Annotated in this window: 25 protein-coding genes and 1 pseudogene; 15 read left to right on the top strand and 11 right to left on the bottom strand. The window is 61.4% G+C overall.

Going from position 1 to position 19,853, the window contains the following annotated elements:
• The first annotated feature begins 55 nt into the window (after positions 1-55).
• Positions 56-1,231 carry an aminotransferase class I/II-fold pyridoxal phosphate-dependent enzyme gene (locus tag ACK4TM_RS12250; RefSeq protein WP_409701748.1) on the top strand — a complete coding sequence of 392 codons (1,176 nt, stop codon included), beginning with the start codon at positions 56-58 and terminating at the stop codon, positions 1,229-1,231.
• A gap of 13 nt (positions 1,232-1,244) precedes the next feature.
• Positions 1,245-4,178, top strand: coding sequence for a DNA translocase FtsK 4TM domain-containing protein (locus tag ACK4TM_RS12245; RefSeq protein ID WP_409701742.1), 2,934 nt, complete (start codon positions 1,245-1,247; stop codon positions 4,176-4,178).
• A gap of 6 nt (positions 4,179-4,184) precedes the next feature.
• Here ACK4TM_RS12245 and ACK4TM_RS12240 read toward each other — a convergent pair whose 3' ends face one another.
• From ACK4TM_RS12240 to rpsU, 3 genes are all read right to left on the bottom strand, one after another.
• On the bottom strand, positions 4,185-4,517 hold the full coding sequence (locus ACK4TM_RS12240; protein ID WP_409701740.1) for a type II toxin-antitoxin system PemK/MazF family toxin: 333 nt from the start codon (positions 4,515-4,517) through the stop codon (positions 4,185-4,187).
• Complete coding sequence (locus ACK4TM_RS12235) at positions 4,508-4,726, bottom strand: antitoxin MazE family protein (RefSeq protein ID WP_409701738.1); 219 nt, start codon at positions 4,724-4,726, stop codon at positions 4,508-4,510. The genes ACK4TM_RS12240 and ACK4TM_RS12235 overlap by 10 nt, the downstream gene beginning before the upstream one ends.
• 125 nt (positions 4,727-4,851) lie before the next feature.
• Complete coding sequence (gene rpsU / locus ACK4TM_RS12230; RefSeq protein WP_007206547.1) at positions 4,852-5,058, bottom strand: 30S ribosomal protein S21; 207 nt, start codon at positions 5,056-5,058, stop codon at positions 4,852-4,854.
• A 106-nt stretch (positions 5,059-5,164) separates the two neighbouring features.
• On the opposite strand from rpsU, the gene ACK4TM_RS12225 reads away from it, so the two are divergent.
• Both ACK4TM_RS12225 and ACK4TM_RS12220 read left to right on the top strand, forming a co-directional pair.
• Positions 5,165-5,863, top strand: a complete 699-nt coding sequence (locus ACK4TM_RS12225; RefSeq protein WP_409701736.1) for a COQ9 family protein — start codon at positions 5,165-5,167, stop codon at positions 5,861-5,863.
• Positions 5,860-6,828, top strand: coding sequence for an NAD(P)H-quinone oxidoreductase (locus ACK4TM_RS12220; RefSeq protein WP_409701734.1), 969 nt, complete (start codon positions 5,860-5,862; stop codon positions 6,826-6,828). Before ACK4TM_RS12225 ends, ACK4TM_RS12220 begins: the two co-directional genes overlap by 4 nt.
• Before the next feature lie 48 nt (positions 6,829-6,876).
• Here ACK4TM_RS12220 and ACK4TM_RS12215 read toward each other — a convergent pair whose 3' ends face one another.
• The 7 genes and pseudogenes from ACK4TM_RS12215 to ACK4TM_RS12185 all read right to left on the bottom strand — a co-directional run.
• A complete protein-coding gene (locus tag ACK4TM_RS12215; RefSeq protein WP_409701732.1) occupies positions 6,877-7,500 on the bottom strand; it encodes a trimeric intracellular cation channel family protein in 624 nt (207 codons plus the stop codon).
• Positions 7,497-7,949 (bottom strand): ribonuclease HI, encoded by a 453-nt coding sequence (rnhA, locus tag ACK4TM_RS12210; RefSeq protein ID WP_409701746.1) that lies wholly within the window; start codon positions 7,947-7,949, stop codon positions 7,497-7,499. The genes ACK4TM_RS12215 and rnhA overlap by 4 nt, the downstream gene beginning before the upstream one ends.
• Positions 7,949-8,398 (bottom strand): DUF3429 domain-containing protein, encoded by a 450-nt coding sequence (locus ACK4TM_RS12205; protein WP_409701730.1) that lies wholly within the window; start codon positions 8,396-8,398, stop codon positions 7,949-7,951. Before ACK4TM_RS12205 ends, rnhA begins: the two co-directional genes overlap by 1 nt.
• Positions 8,395-9,009: a LysE family translocator gene (locus ACK4TM_RS12200; RefSeq protein WP_409701744.1), complete on the bottom strand. Its 615-nt coding sequence runs from the start codon at positions 9,007-9,009 to the stop codon at positions 8,395-8,397. Before ACK4TM_RS12200 ends, ACK4TM_RS12205 begins: the two co-directional genes overlap by 4 nt.
• Complete coding sequence (ispH, locus tag ACK4TM_RS12195; RefSeq protein WP_409701728.1) at positions 9,009-9,959, bottom strand: 4-hydroxy-3-methylbut-2-enyl diphosphate reductase; 951 nt, start codon at positions 9,957-9,959, stop codon at positions 9,009-9,011. Before ispH ends, ACK4TM_RS12200 begins: the two co-directional genes overlap by 1 nt.
• A 65-nt stretch (positions 9,960-10,024) precedes the next feature.
• Positions 10,025-10,819 carry an MATE family efflux transporter gene (locus ACK4TM_RS12190; RefSeq protein ID WP_409701726.1) on the bottom strand — a complete coding sequence of 265 codons (795 nt, stop codon included), beginning with the start codon at positions 10,817-10,819 and terminating at the stop codon, positions 10,025-10,027.
• Positions 10,820-10,880: 61 nt separating this feature from the next.
• Positions 10,881-11,240 (bottom strand): annotated as a pseudogene (locus ACK4TM_RS12185) (MATE family efflux transporter); the annotation flags it as partial.
• Here ACK4TM_RS12185 and ACK4TM_RS12180 point away from each other — a divergent pair.
• A complete protein-coding gene (locus ACK4TM_RS12180) occupies positions 11,176-11,385 on the top strand; it encodes a hypothetical protein (protein WP_409701724.1) in 210 nt (69 codons plus the stop codon). The pseudogene ACK4TM_RS12185 and the gene ACK4TM_RS12180 overlap by 65 nt on opposite strands.
• 84 nt (positions 11,386-11,469) lie before the next feature.
• Entirely contained in the window at positions 11,470-12,051 is a 582-nt protein-coding gene (locus tag ACK4TM_RS12175) for a TetR/AcrR family transcriptional regulator (RefSeq protein WP_409701722.1), read from the top strand.
• A 3-nt stretch (positions 12,052-12,054) separates the two neighbouring features.
• Here ACK4TM_RS12175 and ACK4TM_RS12170 read toward each other — a convergent pair whose 3' ends face one another.
• Positions 12,055-12,627 carry an NYN domain-containing protein gene (locus ACK4TM_RS12170; RefSeq protein ID WP_409701720.1) on the bottom strand — a complete coding sequence of 191 codons (573 nt, stop codon included), beginning with the start codon at positions 12,625-12,627 and terminating at the stop codon, positions 12,055-12,057.
• 114 nt (positions 12,628-12,741) lie between these two features.
• On the opposite strand from ACK4TM_RS12170, the gene folK reads away from it, so the two are divergent.
• From folK to era, 9 genes are all read left to right on the top strand, one after another.
• Positions 12,742-13,326, top strand: a complete 585-nt coding sequence (folK, locus tag ACK4TM_RS12165; RefSeq protein WP_409701718.1) for a 2-amino-4-hydroxy-6-hydroxymethyldihydropteridine diphosphokinase — start codon at positions 12,742-12,744, stop codon at positions 13,324-13,326.
• Between the two features lie 93 nt (positions 13,327-13,419).
• Positions 13,420-13,773 carry a DNA-directed RNA polymerase subunit omega gene (gene rpoZ / locus ACK4TM_RS12160; RefSeq protein WP_409701716.1) on the top strand — a complete coding sequence of 118 codons (354 nt, stop codon included), beginning with the start codon at positions 13,420-13,422 and terminating at the stop codon, positions 13,771-13,773.
• 39 nt (positions 13,774-13,812) lie between these two features.
• A complete protein-coding gene (locus tag ACK4TM_RS12155) occupies positions 13,813-15,945 on the top strand; it encodes a RelA/SpoT family protein (protein WP_409701714.1) in 2,133 nt (710 codons plus the stop codon).
• Between the two features lie 22 nt (positions 15,946-15,967).
• Positions 15,968-16,651 carry a DUF2062 domain-containing protein gene (locus tag ACK4TM_RS12150; protein WP_409701712.1) on the top strand — a complete coding sequence of 228 codons (684 nt, stop codon included), beginning with the start codon at positions 15,968-15,970 and terminating at the stop codon, positions 16,649-16,651.
• Entirely contained in the window at positions 16,651-17,397 is a 747-nt protein-coding gene (locus ACK4TM_RS12145) for a pyridoxine 5'-phosphate synthase (RefSeq protein WP_409701710.1), read from the top strand. The genes ACK4TM_RS12150 and ACK4TM_RS12145 overlap by 1 nt, the downstream gene beginning before the upstream one ends.
• Positions 17,394-17,795: a holo-ACP synthase gene (acpS, locus tag ACK4TM_RS12140; protein ID WP_409701708.1), complete on the top strand. Its 402-nt coding sequence runs from the start codon at positions 17,394-17,396 to the stop codon at positions 17,793-17,795. Before ACK4TM_RS12145 ends, acpS begins: the two co-directional genes overlap by 4 nt.
• Before the next feature lie 51 nt (positions 17,796-17,846).
• Positions 17,847-18,683 carry a signal peptidase I gene (gene lepB / locus ACK4TM_RS12135; RefSeq protein WP_409701706.1) on the top strand — a complete coding sequence of 279 codons (837 nt, stop codon included), beginning with the start codon at positions 17,847-17,849 and terminating at the stop codon, positions 18,681-18,683.
• The gene (gene rnc / locus ACK4TM_RS12130) at positions 18,680-19,360 is read left to right on the top strand and encodes a ribonuclease III (RefSeq protein WP_409701704.1); all 681 of its coding nucleotides are present in this window, start codon (positions 18,680-18,682) and stop codon (positions 19,358-19,360) included. The genes lepB and rnc overlap by 4 nt, the downstream gene beginning before the upstream one ends.
• Positions 19,357-19,853 (top strand): GTPase Era (gene era, locus ACK4TM_RS12125; protein ID WP_409701702.1); only part of this gene is annotated, 497 nt, incomplete at its 3' end. The genes rnc and era, both read left to right, overlap by 4 nt.

Genomic DNA, 19,853 nt, shown 5'->3' with positions numbered 1-19,853 from the left:
CTGCGTTAGTTTGCATCAAAAGCGGGGCGAAATGATCCCGCGAATTGAGGCAGTTATGGATTTTCCCGCGCGGTTTTCGGACCTTCCGGTTGCGACATGGCCACGTCTGCGTGCGCTTTTGGACGTGCCGACCCATGCCCCCGACGTCATCAACATGACGATCGGCGAGCCGCGCCATGCCTTTCCCGCCTTTGTCGGCCCGTTGCTGGAGGCACATCTCGCGGGGTTCAATTCCTATCCGAGCAATGAAGGGCAGGCTGATTTACTGGCCGCGATGGCGGGTTTCCTGCAGCGCCGCTACGGGCTGGACGTGTCGACTGACCGGATCATCGCGCTGAACGGCACGCGCGAGGGACTGTATAATGCAGCCATGGCGCTTTGTCCTGAGACCAAGAATGGCGCGCGCCCTGTGGTGCTGATGCCCAATCCGTTTTACCCGGTTTACAGTGTGGCCGCCTTGTCCGTCGGGGCAGAGCCGGTTTATGTCGCCGCGACTGCCGCGACCGGGCATCTGCCGGATTTCGCCAGCCTGCCTGACGATATTCTGCGCCGCACCGCGATCGCTTATGTCTGTTCACCCGCCAATCCGCAGGGGGCTGTCGCGTCCGAGGATTACTGGCGCGATCTGATTTCCTTGGCGGAAGAGCATGATTTCATGATCTTCGCCGATGAATGCTATTCCGAGATTTACCGCGACGCCCCACCCCCCGGTGCGCTAGAAGTTGCGGCAAAGATGGGCGCGGATTCGGACCGCGTGCTGATCTTCCAATCCTTGTCGAAACGGTCGAACCTGCCAGGCCTGCGCTGCGGTTTTGCGGCGGGTGACGTGAAATCCGTGGCGCGCCTGCGCCAGTTGCGCGCCTTTGCCGGCGCACCTCTGCCCGGGCCGTTGCAATCAGTGGCCGCCGCCGTCTGGGCGGATGAAGGCCATGTGGTGGAAAACCGCGCGATGTATCATCGCAAATACGAGATCGCGGATGAAATTCTGGACCATGTGCCAGGCTATCAATCGCCGCAGGCGGGGTTTTTCCTGTGGCTGGCGGTGGATGATGGTGAGGCGGCGGCGGTCAAGCTATGGCAGCAAACGGGCGTCCGGGTGCTGCCGGGGGCGTATCTGAGCCGCGATGTCGCAGGTGAAAACCCCGGCGCGGAATATATCCGGGTCGCTTTGGTGGCACCGACACAGGAAATGCAGCGCGGTCTGACCTTGATCCGCGATTGTTTGTATTAAGAGGGGACACGACATGGCGTCATATCAGTCACGGCAGCGCGATCCGCTTTTCGACAGCAACACGCAGGCGGCGCTGGAAAAGCGCAGTCGCGAATTGCTGGGCATTGCGCTGATCATCGCAGGCGCGCTGTTTGCCGTGGTGATCGGCACCTATTCGCCCGATGATCCAAGCTGGATTTCCGCGACGGACGCGCCGGTGCAGAACTGGCTGGGCCATTTCGGCGCCTCGATGGCGGCCCCTTTGATGATGGTGATCGGGCTGGGTGCCTGGGTCATTGCCGCGACGCTGATCGCGGCGGGCGCGCGTTTCCTGTTCCATTACGGTCAGGAACGGGTGATCGGCCGGGCGATGTTCGCGCCTGTCGGGGTTGTCGTTGCCGCTGTCTATGCCGCGACCGTGACGCCGTCTGCACAATGGCCTGCGAATTTCGGCATGGGCGGGTTGTTCGGCGACACTGTGTTGGGCGTTTTGCTGACAGTGCTGCCGTTCGGTACGGTGTTCGGGGTGAAGCTGTTGTCTTTCCTCGCGGCGGTGTTGCTGGTGGCGCTGATGACATTTCTGTTGGGCTTTACCCGCCCGGAACTGCGCAAGGCGTTGCGGTTTGCGATACTCGGCACGGTGCTGATCTATGATTTCGTGTTGCGGGTTCTGGGCAAGGGCGCTGTCCTCTCGGCGCAGGGCGCGCAAGCCGCCACCGCTGCCATGCAGGCGCGACGCAGTCAGGCCAAGGTGTTTCGCGATCCCTATGCGAACGATGCGCCGGTTGATCGGCCAAAGCCACTGACCGCGCCTGATTTTGAAAGCAGATTGCGCGCGGCGGCGGTGGTGCGGGCGCAGCCCACACCCTACGGTGACGAACCGCGCGCGACGCAAGGCGCTATTCCTGCGGCGCCGCCGCCGTTGAGCGCGCCTGTGCGGCATGCGCCGACAGAGCCTGCGCCAAGCAGCGGCGGGTTCTTGTCAGGCCTTCTGCGCCGCAATGACCCGATGCCCGAACCCGAACTGGTGACGCGCGAACCGCGGCTGACGGCGGATGAGCCGGCACCCGATACTGCGCGCGTCAGTGCGCGTATCGCCGATGCGATCCGCAGCCGTGCCGTGCCGCCTTCCCCGACAGGCGTGCGGATCGAACCGTCGCTGACCGCAGGGCGCGGGCCGAAACCCTTGGTCTATGCGCCCTATCCGCCGCTTGTGACGCCAGAACCTGCCGATGATGTGGCAATGTTCGAGGATGATGACGATATCGCCTTTGACGATGACGACGCCCCGCGCATGGCCACACCGCATGTGCCGATCCCGCAGGTCAATATTCCTGCGCCGCCGGCGATGGAACCGCGCAATGTGGTGCAGCATCCGCCCAAACGCCCGGTCCAGCCATCACGGCAGGCCGTGGCCGAGGCGCAGCCAGCCTTGAAATTCGAAGACCCCTATGCCGATTACGAGCGTCCGCCCCTGTCGCTGTTGACCAACCCGGCCGAGATCACCCGCCTGCATCTGAGCGATGAATCGCTGAGCGAAAATGCCCGTATGCTGGAAAGCGTGCTGGATGATTACGGCGTGAAGGGCGAAATTGTCGCGGTCCGCCCCGGCCCTGTCGTAACGATGTACGAGCTTGAACCCGCGCCGGGCCTGAAGGCCAGCCGTGTGATCGGCCTTGCCGATGATATCGCGCGGTCGATGTCGGCGCTGTCTGCCCGTGTCTCAACCGTGCCGGGCCGGTCGGTGATCGGGATTGAACTGCCCAATGAGACCCGTGAAAAGGTTGTCTTGCGTGAAATCCTGTCGCACCGGGATTTCGGCGACAGCAATCAGAAACTGCCACTGGCGCTGGGCAAGGATATCGGGGGCGAGCCGATCATCGCGAACCTTGCAAAGATGCCCCACCTGTTGATCGCCGGGACCACCGGGTCCGGTAAATCGGTTGCCATCAACACGATGATCCTGTCGCTGCTGTACAAGCTGACGCCACAGGAATGCCGGATGATCATGATCGACCCCAAGATGCTGGAACTGTCGGTCTATGACGGCATCCCGCACCTTTTGTCGCCTGTCGTGACCGACCCGAAAAAGGCTGTTGTCGCGCTGAAATGGGTCGTGGGCGAGATGGAGGAACGCTATCGCAAGATGTCCAAGATGGGCGTGCGCAACATCGACGGCTTCAACGGCCGGGTGAAGGACGCGCAGGAGAAGGGCGAGATGTTCAGCCGCACTGTCCAGACGGGTTTTGACGACGAAACCGGCGATCCGATTTTCGAGACCGAAGAATTCCAGCCCGAAGTCCTGCCTTATATCGTCGTCATCGTGGACGAGATGGCCGATCTGATGATGGTCGCGGGTAAGGAAATCGAGGCCTGCATCCAGCGCCTGGCGCAGATGGCGCGGGCCTCGGGTATCCACCTGATCATGGCGACGCAGCGCCCGTCGGTCGATGTGATCACCGGCACGATCAAGGCGAACTTTCCGACACGGATTTCGTTTCAGGTGACCTCGAAAATCGACAGCCGGACGATCCTGGGCGAGATGGGGGCCGAACAGCTGCTGGGCATGGGTGACATGCTTTATATGGCGGGCGGGTCCAAGATCATGCGCGTCCACGGCCCCTTTGTCAGCGATGAAGAGGTCGAAGAGATCGTGAACCACCTCAAGGGGTTCGGTCCGCCTGAATATATGTCCGGCGTGGTCGAAGGCCCGTCAGACGATCAGGAAAGCAGCATCGATCTGGTGCTGGGGCTGGGCGATGGGTCGGACATGGAAAACGCGCTTTATGACACGGCGGTGGCGATCGTGATCAAGGATCGCAAATGTTCGACCAGCTATATCCAGCGCAAACTGGCGATCGGCTATAACAAGGCTGCGCGTCTGGTCGAGCAGATGGAAGATGAGGGCGTGGTAAGTTCGGCGAACCATGTGGGGAAACGCGAGATTTTGGTGCCGGAGCAGCATTGAGGGGGCTTACCCAGCCAGCCCCAGTATCAACGCCAGCGACCGGCTCACACCCAGCATCGCGACATCATCAAGCCGACCAAAGGCGGGACCAAGTTTGTCGGCCTTTACGGTCATCGGCTTGTCCAGCATGATCTGGGATGCTGCGCGCAGCCCGTTTTCGGGCGATGGTGTCACCGTCGGGCGCAAAAGGGGGGCATCCACGATGCTGGATGTCAGAGGCAGGATCACGACGGTCCGCAAACCTGCGAAGTTATCGGCCTGAATGATCAGCGCCGGGCGTGGTTTGCCATAGTCGCCCTGCATGGCGACAGTGACAAGATTACCGCGCCTCAGTTCCATTCATCCAGATCACTCAAGGCTGCGTCCATGAAGTTTAACAGTTCAGCGTCACCCTGATCTGCGGCAGCAACCAATGCGGCCTGACGGCGGCATTCCGCGGCGAAACCGGGCCGCCGGGTATCCGGCACCCATATCTGCACCGGGCGCAGGCCCGCGGCGCGCAAAGCCTCGCGGTGTTTCTGGACACGTTCGGAAATGGGGGTTGGCATGCTGCACCTCTTTCTTCCGTTACATGTAACGTATTTGCGGCGACATTTCAATTCAAGCCTTACCAACAAAAAACCCCCGCTGCTTGCGCAATCGGGGGTCAATCGTTTCAACAATCGGGAATGCTTTACAGCATGCCTTCGCGTTGCAGCTTTTTCCGGGCCAGCTTGCGCTGACGGCGGATCGCTTCGGCCTTTTCACGGGCCTTGCGGATCGACGGCTTTTCGAAATGCTGCTTGAGCTTCATTTCACGAAATACGCCTTCACGCTGAAGTTTTTTCTTCAGAGCACGCAACGCCTGATCGACGTTGTTATCACGAACACTTACCTGCATGTGGTTTTCACCACCTCTCTAAGTTGGATTTGCAAAATTGCAGGAGTTGGCTGACTACCAAAGATGGGCTAGTTTGTCCAGTATCCACCGGACAGGAGGCCCGATCATGACCCAGACCCCCGTTACCCTCGCCAAACAGCAATTGCTGGATGCGATCATTCCGCATGTGGCCTTCGATGGCTGGTCACCTGCCGCATTTGCCGCCGCGGTCAGTGACGCCGACGTGGACCCTGCGCTGGCGCGCACGATCTGCCCGCGCGGGGCGATTGATCTGGCGATTGCCTTTCATGAACAAGGCGATGCGGCGATGGTGACCGCGTTAAAGGCCGCAGACCTGACCGGCATGCGGTTTCGCGACAAGGTGGCGCATGCGATCCGCCTGCGCATCGGCGCGATCCCGGACAAGGAGGCGGTGCGCCGTGGGACGGCCCTGTTCGCGCTGCCGCATATGGCGGCGGATGGCACGCGGCTGATCTGGGCCACGGCGGATGCGATCTGGACCGCGCTGGGTGATACGTCGGATGATGTGAACTGGTATACCAAGCGGCTGACGCTGTCGGGGGTCTATGCCTCTGTCGTGCTGTATTGGCTGGGCGACGATTCGCTGGGCGGGCAGGCGACGGATGCGTTTATCGACCGGCGAATTGATGACGTAATGCAGGTGGAAAAGGTGAAGGCGCGTGTGCGTGGAAATGCATTGCTGAAGCCGCTGACGGGCGTTGTGGATCGTCTGATGTCGGGGATCAAAGCGCCAAAGCGCGAGATTGACCCTGATCTGCCCGGCGTCTGGCGCGATCCGACATGATGCAGGCGATCGAGGTTACGCAGCCGGGCGGGCCAGAGGTGCTGGCACTGACGACGCGACCGATGCCGGAACCAGCGCATGATCAGGTGGTGATCAAGGTCGCCTATGCCGGGGTCAACCGTCCTGACGCCTTGCAGCGCGCGGGGCTGTATAACCCGCCAGCGGGTGCCAGCGATTTGCCGGGGCTGGAATGCGCAGGCGAGGTTGCGGCGCTTGGCGCGGGTGTCACCGATTGGCAGATCGGCGATCAGGTCTGCGCGCTGCTGCCAGGGGGCGGCTACGCAGAATATGTGGCGACTCCTGCGGCGCATTGCCTGCCGGTGCCGCGCGGTTTGTCGCTGGCGCAGGCGGCCTGCCTGCCCGAGACGTTTTTCACTGTCTGGTCCAATGTGTTCATGCGCGGTGGGTTGCAGGCGGGTGAGCGGTTTCTGGTGCATGGCGGGTCATCCGGGATCGGGACGACGGCCATCCAGCTTGCCCATGCCTTTGGCGCGCGGGTGTTTGCAACGGCCGGATCTGATGACAAATGTGCGGCCTGCGTGGCGCTGGGTGCGGAAGCGGCCTTCAATTATCGCGATGCCGACTTTGTTGCAGAAATGAAAGAACGGGGCAGGGCCGATCTGATCCTCGATATGGTCGGTGGGTCCTATATCCAGCGTAATATCAGCGCGCTGGCCGATGATGGCAGACTGGTGCAGATTGCGTTCCTGCAAGGGCCCAAGGTCGAACTGAACCTTGTGCAGGTGATGACGCGGCGCCTGACGATCACCGGATCGACCTTGCGCCCGCAGTCGGAGGCCAAGGCGCGGATTGCGCAGGCTCTGCGGCAACATGTCTGGCCGCTGATCGCCGCCGGGAAAATCGCGCCTGTGATGGATCAGGAATTTGCGCTGGCGGATGCGGCGGCGGCGCATGCGCGGATGGAAAGCTCTGCCCATATCGGAAAGATCGTGCTGAAGGTGTGAAGGGCCGCTAAAATTTTTTGGCGAAAATCTTTCCGCCCGCGCCGCGCGTCATTGCCGTGGCGGGTAAGCTTTGTAGACGCTCAGCTTCCAGCCGAATAGCAGGCTGCCGGCACGCAAGGCAAAGGTGACACCAGCACAGACCAGCAGGGCAAGCGGCGTCGGCAGTGCAAAGGCAAGCGCGAGCAGCGCTGACAGGCCGCCCGCCAGCGCGCAGGTGACGTAAAGTTCGCCTTGTTTCAGGACCAGCGGGACTTCGTTGCAGACCACATCGCGCATCAGCCCGCCCATGCAGCCGGTAATGATCCCCATCATGACCACGATGGCCCAAGGTTGCCCCAGCGCCAAGGCGACAGCGACCCCAGCAGGGACCGCAATCGCCAAGGCGCAGGCGTCGAGCCACAGGATCGTCCGATACCTGCTTTCCAGCAGATGCGCGGTCCAGAAGACTGCCACTGCAGCACTGGCGGCGACCAGAATGTAGGTCGGGTCGGCGACCCAGAACACCGTGTCCCGATTCAGGATCACATCGCGGATCGTGCCGCCGCCCACGGCTGTCAGACTGGCGACAAAGACAAATCCCACGATATCAAGTTGCGCGCGGCTAGCCACCAACGCGCCAGTCAGCGCAAAGACAAAAACCGCCGCGTAATCAAGGACCATCAGCAAGGTCATCGCTTGAACGGGGCCATGCCCGCGCGGGCAAGCGCATCGGCGCGTTCGTTTTCGATATGGCCTGCGTGCCCCTTGACCCATTCCCAGCGCACTTTGTGCCGGGCAACTGCACTATCCAGGCGGCGCCATAGGTCTTCGTTCTTGACGGGTTTGTTGGCGGCGGTTTTCCAGCCGCGTTTTTTCCAGCCATGGATCCAGCTGGTGATCCCGTCTTTGACATAGGCGCTATCGGTCACGATGGTGATCTCGGTCGCGCGGCCCAGTGTTTCGAGTGCCGATATCGCGGCGAGCAGTTCCATACGGTTATTCGTCGTCAACGCTTCACCGCCCGACAGGCTGCGTTCCTTGACGACGGCATCGCCATCGCGCGCAATCAGCAAGGCGCCCCAACCACCAGGACCGGGATTGCCGGAACAGGCCCCATCGGTGTAGGCGTAAAGATCCGCCATCACAGCACCAGCGGCAAAAACGACAGCACGACCAGCGCCGTCAGCAGTGCGCGCAGATGCATCCACCATTTTGGTGCCAGTCCCATCTGCCGGAAATGCCAATCCAGCAGCAGCAGTCCCAGAAAGCCCGCGATCAGATTGACCGCCGCCCCTGTCGGTCCACCGCCGGTCATGAAAAATGCCCAGAGTGCTGGGATCACCGACAGAATATAGCTTGCGGTGGCAACGCGTCCGCTGGCCTTGGTCGCAAACCCCCAGAGCACGCCGGACATGAAGGACAGGATGATCGCCCCATAGAACAGCTGTACATAGGGGCCGATGAAGCGCGGCCCGATGTTCGCCGCCCCCCATTGCCCCAGATCGGGGCGCAGCACGGTCAGCGCGCCCCAGAAAAACGGGATCAGCCCGGCAAGGCCCAGCAAAAGGGCGGAACGGGGGATATCCTTCATGCCTTTTCGAGCGCCAGGCGGGCACCAAGGGCGGCAAAGATCGCGGCAAAACTGCGGTTCAGCCAGCGCATGACGGCCGCACTTTGCAACAGTCGGTCGCGCGCGGCGGCGGCGAATACGCCGTAGACCAGAAAAACGGCAAAGGTCATCAGCATGAAGACAGCCCCCAGCAGTAGCATCTCGGTGGTCGCCGTAGCCGGATTGCCTGACAGGAACGGCGGCAGCAACGCCAGAAAAAAGATCGACAGCTTGGGGTTCAGGATATTGATCAACGCACCACGCCGGGCGATCAGAAACCCGCTTTGCCTTTCGCCATCGGCCTTGATCGAAAGCGCGCCGTCAAACGTCAACGCCTGCCACGCGAGATAGAGCAGATAGGCCACCCCTGCGAATTTCACGATCTGGAACAACAGCGCGCTCGTGTGCAGCAACGCGGCCAGCCCCAAGGTCGCTGCCATGATATGCGGCACGATCCCGAAGGTGCAGCCGACAGCGGCGGCAATAGCGGCGCGCCGTCCCTGACCCAGACCCAGTGCCAGAGTATAAATTACGCCTGTGCCGGGGGCGATGCAGACCACGAATGCGGTGACAAGGAATTGCAGGCTGATCATCATGCGTGTTCCCGCAGCACGCGCGGCACTTTGAATTCGACGTTTTCCTTGGCGGTTTCCACCATTTCGATCGTCACGTCATACCGGTCACGGAAAGCGTCGATCACTTCGTTGATCAGCACTTCTGGCGCGGATGCGCCTGCCGTGATCCCCATGGATGTGATCCCGTCCAGCGCGCGCCAGTCGATATCGGCGGCCCGTTGCACCAGTTGGGAATAGGCACAACCCGCACGCGCGCCGACCTCGACCAGTCGTTTGGAATTGGATGAATTCGGCGCGCCGACCACCAGCATCGCGTCGCATCTGGGGGCCATCGCCTTGACCGCTTCTTGCCGGTTGGTGGTGGCGTAGCAGATATCTTCTTTATGCGGACCGATGATCGCGGGGAAACGGGCATGCAGGGCGGCGACGATATCGGCGGTGTCATCGACCGACAGCGTGGTCTGGGTGACAAAGGCCAGACGCGCGGGATCGCGCACGGTGACATGGGCCACGTCATCGACGGTTTCGACCAGTAGCACGTCACCCTCGGGCAATTGCCCCATCGTGCCGATGGTTTCGGGGTGACCGGCATGGCCGATCATGATCATCTGCAAACCGTTGTCGGCATGGCGCTGTGCCTCGATATGCACCTTGCTGACCAGCGGGCAGGTCGCATCAACATAGATCATTTCACGTTTGGCGGCGGCGGCAGGCACGGCCTTGGGCACGCCATGAGCGGAAAAGATGACGGGGCGGTCGTCGGGGCAATCATCCAGTTCCTCGACAAAGACCGCACCCTGTTCGCGCAGGGCATCGACCACGAATTTGTTATGCACGATTTCGTGGCGGACGTAGACTGGCGCGCCCCATTTCCGGAGCGCCATTTCGACGATCTTGATCGCCCGGTCGACGCCGGCGCAAAAGCCGCGCGGCGCGGCCAGATAAAGGGTAAGGGGCGGCTTGGTCATCGCATTCTCCTGCATAGGGCAGAGGTAATGCGCAACGGCGCGCGGGTCCAGCCCCTCTGGCCCGCCTATCCGTGCTTTGGCGCGGTCAGTCGCCAGAACCGGATCGGCAAGACCACGGCGATCAGGCCTGTCCCGATGCCATAGCCGACCCAGACACCCAAAGGTCCGAAACCGGCCCAGAAGCCAAGGGCGGCGGCGAGCGGCAAGGCGAACAGCCAATAGCACGCCAGCGTGAACCGCGTCGGCCAGCCAAAATCCATGATCCCGCGCAGCGCGCCTAGCCCTGTGGATTGTGCACCGTCGATGACCTGAATCAGGGCGACGACGATGAACATCGCCGTGGCCAGCGTGATCACCGCAGGATCATCCGACAGCGCGGCGGCCAGCCAGCCGCCCGACAGGACCAGTGCTATGGTGACGGCCCCCATCCAGCAGGTGACCACGCCAAGGGCCGCCACGGCGATAGGGCGCAGCCGGGCAGGGTTTTCCGCCCCGCTGGCCTGCCCGATCCGGATGGTCACGGCGGCGGCAAGCCCAAGCGGCAGCATGTATAGCACACCACCGACGGCCTGCACGATCTGATTGGCGGCCAGCGCGGTGGCGCCGAAAATGCCCAGCATGATCCCGACCAGCGCATAGGCGGCCCCTTCGCCGGTATAGCCGATGGCCAGCGGGATACCGCCCAAGGTCAGGTGCCGACGCAGGGCCTTGTTGCCGGCGGGCCGTAACAGCCCCTTGCGCCAGAGCCAGATGAACGCGACCAGAAGCGCCAGTGTTTCGGAAAGGATGCTGGCCAGCCCCGCCCCGAGAAGGCCAAGGCCGGGCCAATCGCCGATCCCCCAGATCAGGACATAGTTCATTGTTCATTGGCGCATTCGCCACGACACCGACAAAGGCAAAGCCCGCCGCGATCCATGGGTGATCCATCGCATTCAGCACCTGTGAAATCACGATCAGCACGGCAAATGGCACCAGCAATACCGCCATCGCGACCCAATAGGGCGCAAGGATCGCCAGCACCTCGGGCGGTTGGTTCAGCAGGGGCAGCGCGAACAGGCCCAGAAGCATCAGACCCGCACAGATCAGCCCCGCGATCAGCGCCAGCCGCAGCCCCGCCCATAGCGCCTCTGCCACGCCCTGGACATCACCCGCGCCGTGACGCTGGGCGGCTTGCACGCCTGTGGCCGAAACGAAGCCGTAGACGGCGGAATAAAAGATGATCAGCGTCGCCGTCGTCAGGGAGGCGGCGGCAAGTGGCAAGGTCCCCAAGGGCGAGATCATCACCGTATCGACCACACCAATGAGCGTCGATGCCCCGAGCCCCGCGACAATCGGAAAGGCCAGCCTGAGCAGGGGCGCGATTTCCGCACGGATTGTCGGGGTGGGGTGGGCTGTCATGAGCATGTTGCACTCTGGGGTCAATTAACATACATTTCGTATGTGAGTGACTTAGAAACATACGGGGTGTATGTCAATGGCCGAGCCGAGCCTGCGACGTAGTCGCGACCAGATGCGTGCGCAAACCATGACGCAACTGGTCGCTGCTGCACGGCGCGCCTTCGCGGCGCAGGGCTATGCCGGGTCTGCGATGGACGCGATCTGTGCCGATGCCGGTGTCACGCGCGGCGCGCTGTATCACCATTTCGGGGGTAAAGAGGGGCTGTTGGAGGCTGTGGTCCTGCAGATCGACGCCGAAATTGCGGCGCGCCTCGATGCCGAGGAAAAGCGTCATGCCGACCCTTGGGACGGGTTCCGGGCGTCCTGTCTGTTGTGGCTGCAACAGGCGCGCGATCCGGAAATCCAGCGGGTCTATCTGCGCGACGCGTCATCGGTGTTGGGGCAGCGGATGCGCGAGATGGATCAGCAAAAATGGATCATTGAACTGCGCGATGTGCTGGCGACGCTGATGCAGGCGGGCCGTATCAGGCAAGCCGACCCGGATGCGATGGCTCAGCTGATCAATGGTGCGCTGGTGGATGCCGCGTTGTGGATTGCGGCGTCATCCGATCAGGCTGCAACACTTGAACGCGCGATGACAGCCGCGAATGTCCTGCTTGACGGGCTGGAACACCATGGCCCGATCTCGTCCTAACGATCAGACGTCGGTCTGTGTGTCGTCTGATTCGTCCTGGCGGGTTTCACGCGTCGGGCGCCCGATAACATCGCGTAGCTCGAAAAGTTCGATGAAATTGTCGGCCTGACGGCGCAGTTCATCGGCGATCATCGGCGGCTGGCTGCGGATCGTGGAAACAACCGATACACGAACCCCCTTGCGCTGCAAGGCTTCGATCAGGGGCCGGAAATCACCGTCGCCGGAAAAGATCACTGCATGGTCCAGAAAAGGGGCCAGTTCCATCGCATCGACGGCCAGTTCGATGTCCATGTTCCCTTTGACCTTGCGGCGTCCCATGCTGTCGGTGAATTCCTTGGCCGGTTTGGTGACCATGGAATAGCCGTTGTAGTGCAGCCAGTCGACAAGCGGGCGGATCGGCGAATATTCGTCGTTTTCCAACAAGGCGGTATAATAGAATGCACGCACCAGCTTACCGCGCCGCATGAATTCCTGTCGTAACAACTTGTAGTCGATGTCAAAACCGAGAGACCGTGCCGCAGCATAGAGGTTTGAGCCATCGATGAAGAGCGCAAGTCGCTCGTCTCGGTAAAACATGAAGGTCCTTTCCAAAATGTGGTTCTTGTCGTAGTTGCTACGACATTGAGTGCTTTATCAAGTCGAGGCCGCTAATATAGCGTTGAATGCAGGTGGCAAGAGGCGGTTTAACATATGACAAGCCGGATCGCGCTTATTGCATTGGGAAGCAATAAGACTTCAGTATGGGGTGACGCGGCGGCAACAGTTCAACGGGCGGCGGACAGGCTTTTCGAGCTTGCCAGCGGGACATTTCAGATAAGCCATCTGTATGCAACGCCCGCGTTCCCGCCGGGGTCAGGCCCGCATTTCGTCAATGCGGCTGTGGCCGTCGAATCGGCGCATTCCGCCCCGGATATCCTGACCATGCTGCACGACACAGAGGCCGCGGCGGGACGCAGCCGACAAATCCGCTGGGCGCAGCGCACTTTGGATTTGGATCTGATCGCGCTGGCCGATCAGGTGCTGCCGGACCGGCCCACGCAGGATCATTGGCGCAACCTGCCACCCGCTAGGCAGGCCAGCATCGCGCCCGACCAGTTGATCCTGCCGCATCCGCGCATGCAAGACCGCAGCTTCGTGCTGGTGCCGCTGGCCGATGTCGCCCCCGACTGGTGCCATCCGCTGCTGGGGCTGAGCGTGGCGCAGATGCTGGACCGCCTGCCAGCCGCTGACAGGGCCGGCGTCCAGCGGCTGGGTGATCCGGCGTCGAAAGGCTGAAAATACAGGCGAACCCTGGCTGCTGGCCCTTGTCAATCCCTGTTGAACACTCTAGGGATGCATCTTTCAAAGCTTCCTATCCGGAGATCTGTCATGGCCCGCGTAACAGTCGAAGATTGCGTCGATAAAGTTCCCAACCGGTTTGAACTGGTGATGCTTGCCGCGCACCGCGCGCGCGAAATCACTGCTGGTTCCCCGATCACCGTGCATCGGGACAATGACAAGAACCCTGTCGTGTCCTTGCGTGAAATCGCGGAAGAAACCCAGCTTGCCGATGATCTGCGCGAACGCATGATCGAAGCCAACCAGACCCAGATCGAGGTTGATGAGCCGGAAGAAGACAGCATGTCTCTTTTGATGGGCGGCGAGGCTGATCGCCCGGTCGAAGATGATATGTCCGAAGAAAAACTGCTGCGTGCGCTGATGGAAGCGCAAGGTCAGCGCTAGGGCGGGTAGTCTACCTGCCAGCAATAGGCGCGGAACCAGATGACGAATGCTGATAGTCTGATCTCTCTGGTCCGCGCGTATAATCCCAAGACCAATCAGGCCCTGCTGCGCGACGCTTTCGCCTTTGGCACGGAAATGCACGAAGGCCAGTTCCGCCATTCGGGCGAACCTTACTTCACCCATCCTGTCGCCGTCGCCCATATCCTTGCCCTGCAGCAGATGGATGACGCGACGCTGGTCACCGCGCTGCTGCATGACACGATAGAAGACACCAAGGCGTCTTTTTCCGTCGTGGAAAACCGATTCGGCCGAGAGATTGCAGAATTGGTCGATGGCGTTACCAAGCTGACCAATCTGCAACTGACATCCACCCAGACCAAACAGGCCGAAAATTTCCGTAAATTGTTCATGGCGACCAGCCGTGATCTGCGCGTGACGCTGGTGAAGCTGGCCGACCGCCTGCATAACATGCGCACCATCAAATCCATGCGCCCGGACAAGCAGGCCCAGAAAGCCCGCGAAACGATGGAGATTTTCGCCCCACTTGCCGGTCGCATGGGGATGCAATGGATGCGCGAGGAACTGGAAGACCTGTCCTTTCGCGTCTTGAACCCCGAGGCGCGCAATTCCATTATCCGGCGTTTCATCACCTTGCAGCGGGAAACCGGCGATGTGGTGCAGAAAATCACCGCCGATATGCGTGTGGAACTGGAAAAGTCCAACATCCTTGCCGATGTCGTGGGGCGCGCCAAGAAACCCTATTCGATCTGGCGCAAGATGCAGGAAAAGGATCAGGGTTTCAGCCGGCTGTCCGACATCTATGGCTTCCGTGTGATCGTCGCGACCGAGGGCGATTGCTACCGCGTGCTGGGGACAATCCACCAGCGCTGGCGCGCGGTGCCGGGCCGGTTCAAGGATTACATCAGCCAGCCGAAATCCAACGGCTATCGGTCGATCCATACCACGGTGTCTGGTCGTGACGGCAAACGGGTCGAGGTGCAGATCCGCACCCGCGAAATGCACGAAGTTGCCGAGACCGGGGTCGCGGCGCATTGGTCCTATAAGAACGGCGAACGTGTCGAAAACCGTTTTGCCGTTGACCCGGTGCGCTGGATCGCGTCGCTGACCGACCGGCTGGACGACGACCAGAACCACGAAGAATTTCTCGAAGCCGTCAAGCTGGAGATGTATCAGGATCAGGTGTTCTGTTTCACTCCCAAGGGCGAGGTGATCAAACTGCCGCGTGGGGCGACGCCGATCGATTTTGCCTATGCAATCCATACCCGGATCGGGTCGGCCTGTGTCGGGGCCAAGGTGGACGGTTTGCGTGTGCCGCTCTGGACCCGGTTGAAGAACGGCCAATCGGTGGAGATCATCACCGCCGAAGGCCAGACACCACAGGCGACATGGATCGATATTGCCGTCACCGGGCGGGCCAAGACCGCGATCCGCCGGTCCTTGCGCGAAGAAGACCGTGGGCGATATGTCCGGCTGGGCCGCGAACTGGCGCGTGTTGCGTTCGAGAACGTGCGCAAGAGATCGACCGAAAAGGCGCTGCGCACAGCAGCCAAGGCTTTGGCGATCGATTCCGTGGACGAGCTTTTGGCGCGGCTGGGCAGTGCGGAACTGACCGGCAGCGAGGTCGTGCGCGCGATCTATCCCGAACTGGCCCAGAACACGGGTGAAGAGGTGGATCAGGGCCGCGCCGTTGTCGGGCTCGCGCCCGATCAGGTGCATAAACGCGGTACCTGCTGTCAGCCGGTGCCGGGTGAACGTATTCTGGGCATCAGTTTTCGCGGGCAGGGCGTGACGGTTCATGCGATAGATTGCGCGGCTTTGGCCGATTACGAAGACCAACCCGAACGCTGGATCGACCTGCAATGGCAGGACGGCACCCATGCCGCCGTCAACACCGTGACCTTTGACGCGACGATCGCCAATGACACTGGCGTGCTGGGACGTATTTGCACATTGATTGGTGAACAGAACGCCAATATCTCTGACCTGAAATTCATTGACCGCAAACCGGATTATTTCCGCCTGCTGATCGATGTCGATCTGCGTGATGCCGAACATCTGCACCGCGTGATGACGGCGCTGGAAGCGGAAAGCAACGTGTCGTCCATCGTGCGGCATCGCGATCCGGGGCTGGCGGGAACAATGCGTGGCTGAAAGGTCAGAAGGGTAAAGGCAAGTGGTGTTCAAACGCAGGGATAGGCGGCCGATCTGGAAGATCGTGCTGGATTTTCTATACCCGCGTGGTGGCTGGGGACGGGCGTTCGGCTATGTCAAACACCGGCTGCGGCGGTTGCCCGATACGCCTGAAAAGATATCCCGCGGGATTGCGGCGGGGGTGTTCACGTCCTTCACGCCATTCTACGGGCTGCATTTCCTCATTGCCGTACTCTTGGCGCGGCTGATGCGGGGCAATATGCTGGCGGCGCTGCTTGGCACGTTCTTTGGCAATCCGCTGACCTATGTGCCGATCGGCATCGCCGCGCTTGGCAGTGGTTACTGGATCATGGGTCGCCCTTTCAACGCGGCGCTGTTCGGGCTGGGCCGCAATGTGAGCGAAGATTACTGCACCATTGGCTGCCAGTTTCAGAATGCCTTTTACGACATCGGCCACAATATCTGGGCGACCTTCACACCTGACAGGGCCGATTGGACCGGGTTGATCGCGTTTTATCACGAAGTCTTTGTGCCCTATCTGATCGGTGGTCTGGCACCCGGGATCATCAGCGCGGCGATCTGCTATTATCTTTTTGTGCCGATCATTGCCGTCTATCAAAAGCGGCGCCGCAAGCTGTTGCAGGCCAAGCTGGATCAGCTGAAAGTGGAACCTGACAAAATGAATGGCGTCGGAAAGGGAAAGTGATGCAGAAAAGCAGGCTCCGTCTGGGTGTGAACGTCGACCATGTGGCAACCCTGCGCAATGCGCGCGGTGGCGCTGTGCCTGATCCCGTGCGCGCCGCGCTGTTGGCGGTTGAGGCCGGGGCCGACGGCATCACCGCCCACCTGCGCGAAGACCGCCGCCATATCATCGACGGCGATATCGACAGGCTGATGGCGGCACTGACCGTTCCGTTGAACTTTGAAATGGCGGCGACGCCGGACATGCAGGCGATTGCGCTGCGTCACAAACCCCACGCGGTCTGCATCGTGCCGGAAAAGCGCGCGGAACGCACGACCGAAGGCGGGCTGGACGTCGCCGGAAACGACAATGCGCTGGCCGCCTATATCGCGCCCTTGCGCGATGCGGGGTGCCGTGTGTCGCTGTTCATCGCTGCGGATGAGGCACAGATCAACGCCGCTCATCGCATCGGCGCGCCGGTGATCGAACTGCATTCAGGGGCCTATGCCGATGCCTGGGCTGCGGGCGATTGGGCCATGCGTGACGCGGAGCTGCAAAAGATCACGGAAATGACCTCCTATGCTACCGATCTGGGGCTGGAGGTGCATGTCGGCCACGGCCTGACCTATGACTGCGTCACCCCGATTGCCGCCCTGCCGCAGGTGGCAGAACTGAATATCGGTCACTTTCTGATCGGGGAATCGGTGTTTCTGGGCCTTGGCCCCGCGATTGCCGAAATGCGCCGCCTGATGGACGCGGCGCGCGCATGATCCTTGGCATCGGCACGGACCTTGCGAATATCGACCGGATCGCTGGCACGCTTGACCGGTTCGGCGACCGTTTCCGCAACCGTGTCTTTACCCCGATTGAACAGGCCAAGGCCGAGGCCCGCCATGACACGCCGGGCACCTATGCCAAACGCTGGGCCGCGAAAGAGGCCTGTTCCAAGGCGCTGGGCACAGGCCTGCGCATGGGGATCGCTTGGAAAGACATGGCCGTGTCCAACTTGCACACGGGTCAGCCCGTGATGGCGGTGACCGGCTGGGCGCAAGACCGGCTGATCCAGATGACCCCGCCGGGGTACGAGGCGGTTATCCATGTCACGCTGACCGATGATCACCCCTGGGCACAAGCCTTTGTGGTGATCGAGGCACGGCCCGTCGCTTGACTCCACACCCCCGCGCGATCATGTAGCGTGAAACCCATAAAGGAACGGAAAATGGCCGAAAAAACAGGCTTTGTCGGCAGCGTGAAGGAAACGATCAAGACGATATTTTGGGCGCTGCTTATCGCGGGCGTGTTTCGCACCCTGTTCTTTCAGCCGTTCTGGATTCCGTCAGGATCGATGAAGGACACTTTGTTGATCGGGGATTTCCTGTTCGTGAACAAGATGGCCTATGGCTATTCCTACGCCTCTTGCCCGTCGATCCGGGTGCCTGCGGTGGGGCTTGATATCGGCGCGGATGATTTTTGCGGCTTTGCCGAGGATCGTGAAGACCGCCTGTTCGGGTCTGACCCTGTACGCGGCGATGTCGTCGTCTTTCGCCATCCGGTGACCGGACAGGATTATATCAAACGGCTGATCGGCGAGCCGGGCGACCGCATCCAGATGATCGACGGTGTGCTGCATATCAATGATGTGGCCGCCGCGCTGGAAGATGACGGCATCTTTACCGAAATCATGGAACCTCAGGGGCCGATGGGTGGCCGCCCCATGTGCGCTAACGGGCCGGTCGGCATGGGTGCCGACTGCAACAAGATCCGTCAGATCGAAACCCTGCCCGATGGCACCCGCCATGCCGTTCTGGACGTCGGCCCAAGGGCCAGCGACAATACCGGGGTGTTTATCGTGCCGGAGGGGCATTTCTTTTTCATGGGTGACAACCGCGACAATTCCATCGACAGCCGGGTGCCGCAAACGCTTGGCGGGGTCGGTTATGTGCCGCGCAAGGATATCGTCGGACGCGCGGACCGTGTGATGTTTTCATCGGCGGGCCGGTCCATGCTGGCCTTCTGGACCTGGCGCAGCGACCGTTATTTCAAGGCGATCGAGTGAAGCTGTCCGCCGATCTTGCCGCGTTTTCAACGCGACTGGGGCATGATTTTGCCAGACCAGAGCTGCTGGTGCGGTCGGTGACCCATTCATCCATGGTCAGCCCGCACCGCGATGACAACCAGCGACTGGAATTTCTGGGCGACCGCGTGCTGGGTCTGGTGATGGCCGAGGCGTTGCTGAAAGCCGATCCTTCCGCGCCCGAGGGGCTGCTGGCCCCGCGGTATAACGCGCTGGTCCGGCGCGAAACCTGCGCCGATGTCGCCCGCCAGATCGATCTGGGGTCAGTGATCAAATTGGGCCGGTCCGAAATGAAATCCGGTGGCCGCCGCAAAGAGGCGCTGCTGGCCGATGCGATGGAGGCGGTGATTGCCGCCATCTATCAGGACGGCGGCTTTGATGCGGCGCGCAAGGTGATCCTGACGCTTTGGGGTGCGCGGATCACCGATGTGGCCGCTGACGCCCGCGACGCCAAGACTGCCCTGCAGGAATGGGCGCAGGCCCGCGGTGAAGAGCCGCCGACCTATACGGAAGTCGCGCGCACTGGACCTGACCACCAGCCCGCGTTTACGATTGCGGTGCAATTGGCCTCTGGTCAGAGCGAGACAGCGACCGCAGGGTCAAAACGGCAGGCGGAACAAGCTGCCGCCGCCGCCCTTTTGAAGAAAGTTGACCCATGACAGACGCACCGACCAAAGCGGGCTTTGTCGCCCTGATCGGGGAACCGAATGCTGGCAAATCCACGCTGCTGAACCGGATGGTGGGTGCCAAGGTGTCCATCGTCACCCATAAGGTGCAGACCACGCGCGCGCGCATTCGCGGTGTCGCGATGGAGGGGCAGGCGCAGTTGATCTTTATCGACACACCCGGCCTGTTCAAACCGCGCCGCAGACTGGACCGTGCGATGGTCGCCGCTGCCTGGGGCGGTGCCGCCGATGCCGATGTCGTCGTGCTGATGATCGAAGCGCATCGTGGGATGAGCGAAGGGGTCAAGGCGATCCTTGCCAATCTGGCGGACCGGACCGGCAAGACCAAGGTGGCGCTGGCGATCAACAAGATCGACAAGGTGAAATCCGAAGGCCTGCTTGCCCTGACACGCGACATGAACGAGGCGTTTCCCTTTGCCGAGACCTTCATGATTTCCGCTGAGCGTGGCCATGGCTGTGATGCCTT

The sequence above is a fragment of the Yoonia sp. genome (assembly GCF_046292185.1).
Lineage (GTDB): Bacteria > Pseudomonadota > Alphaproteobacteria > Rhodobacterales > Rhodobacteraceae > Yoonia.
Note: the sequence above shows the minus strand (reverse complement) of the source record. Positions and strands in the feature narration are given on the sequence as shown.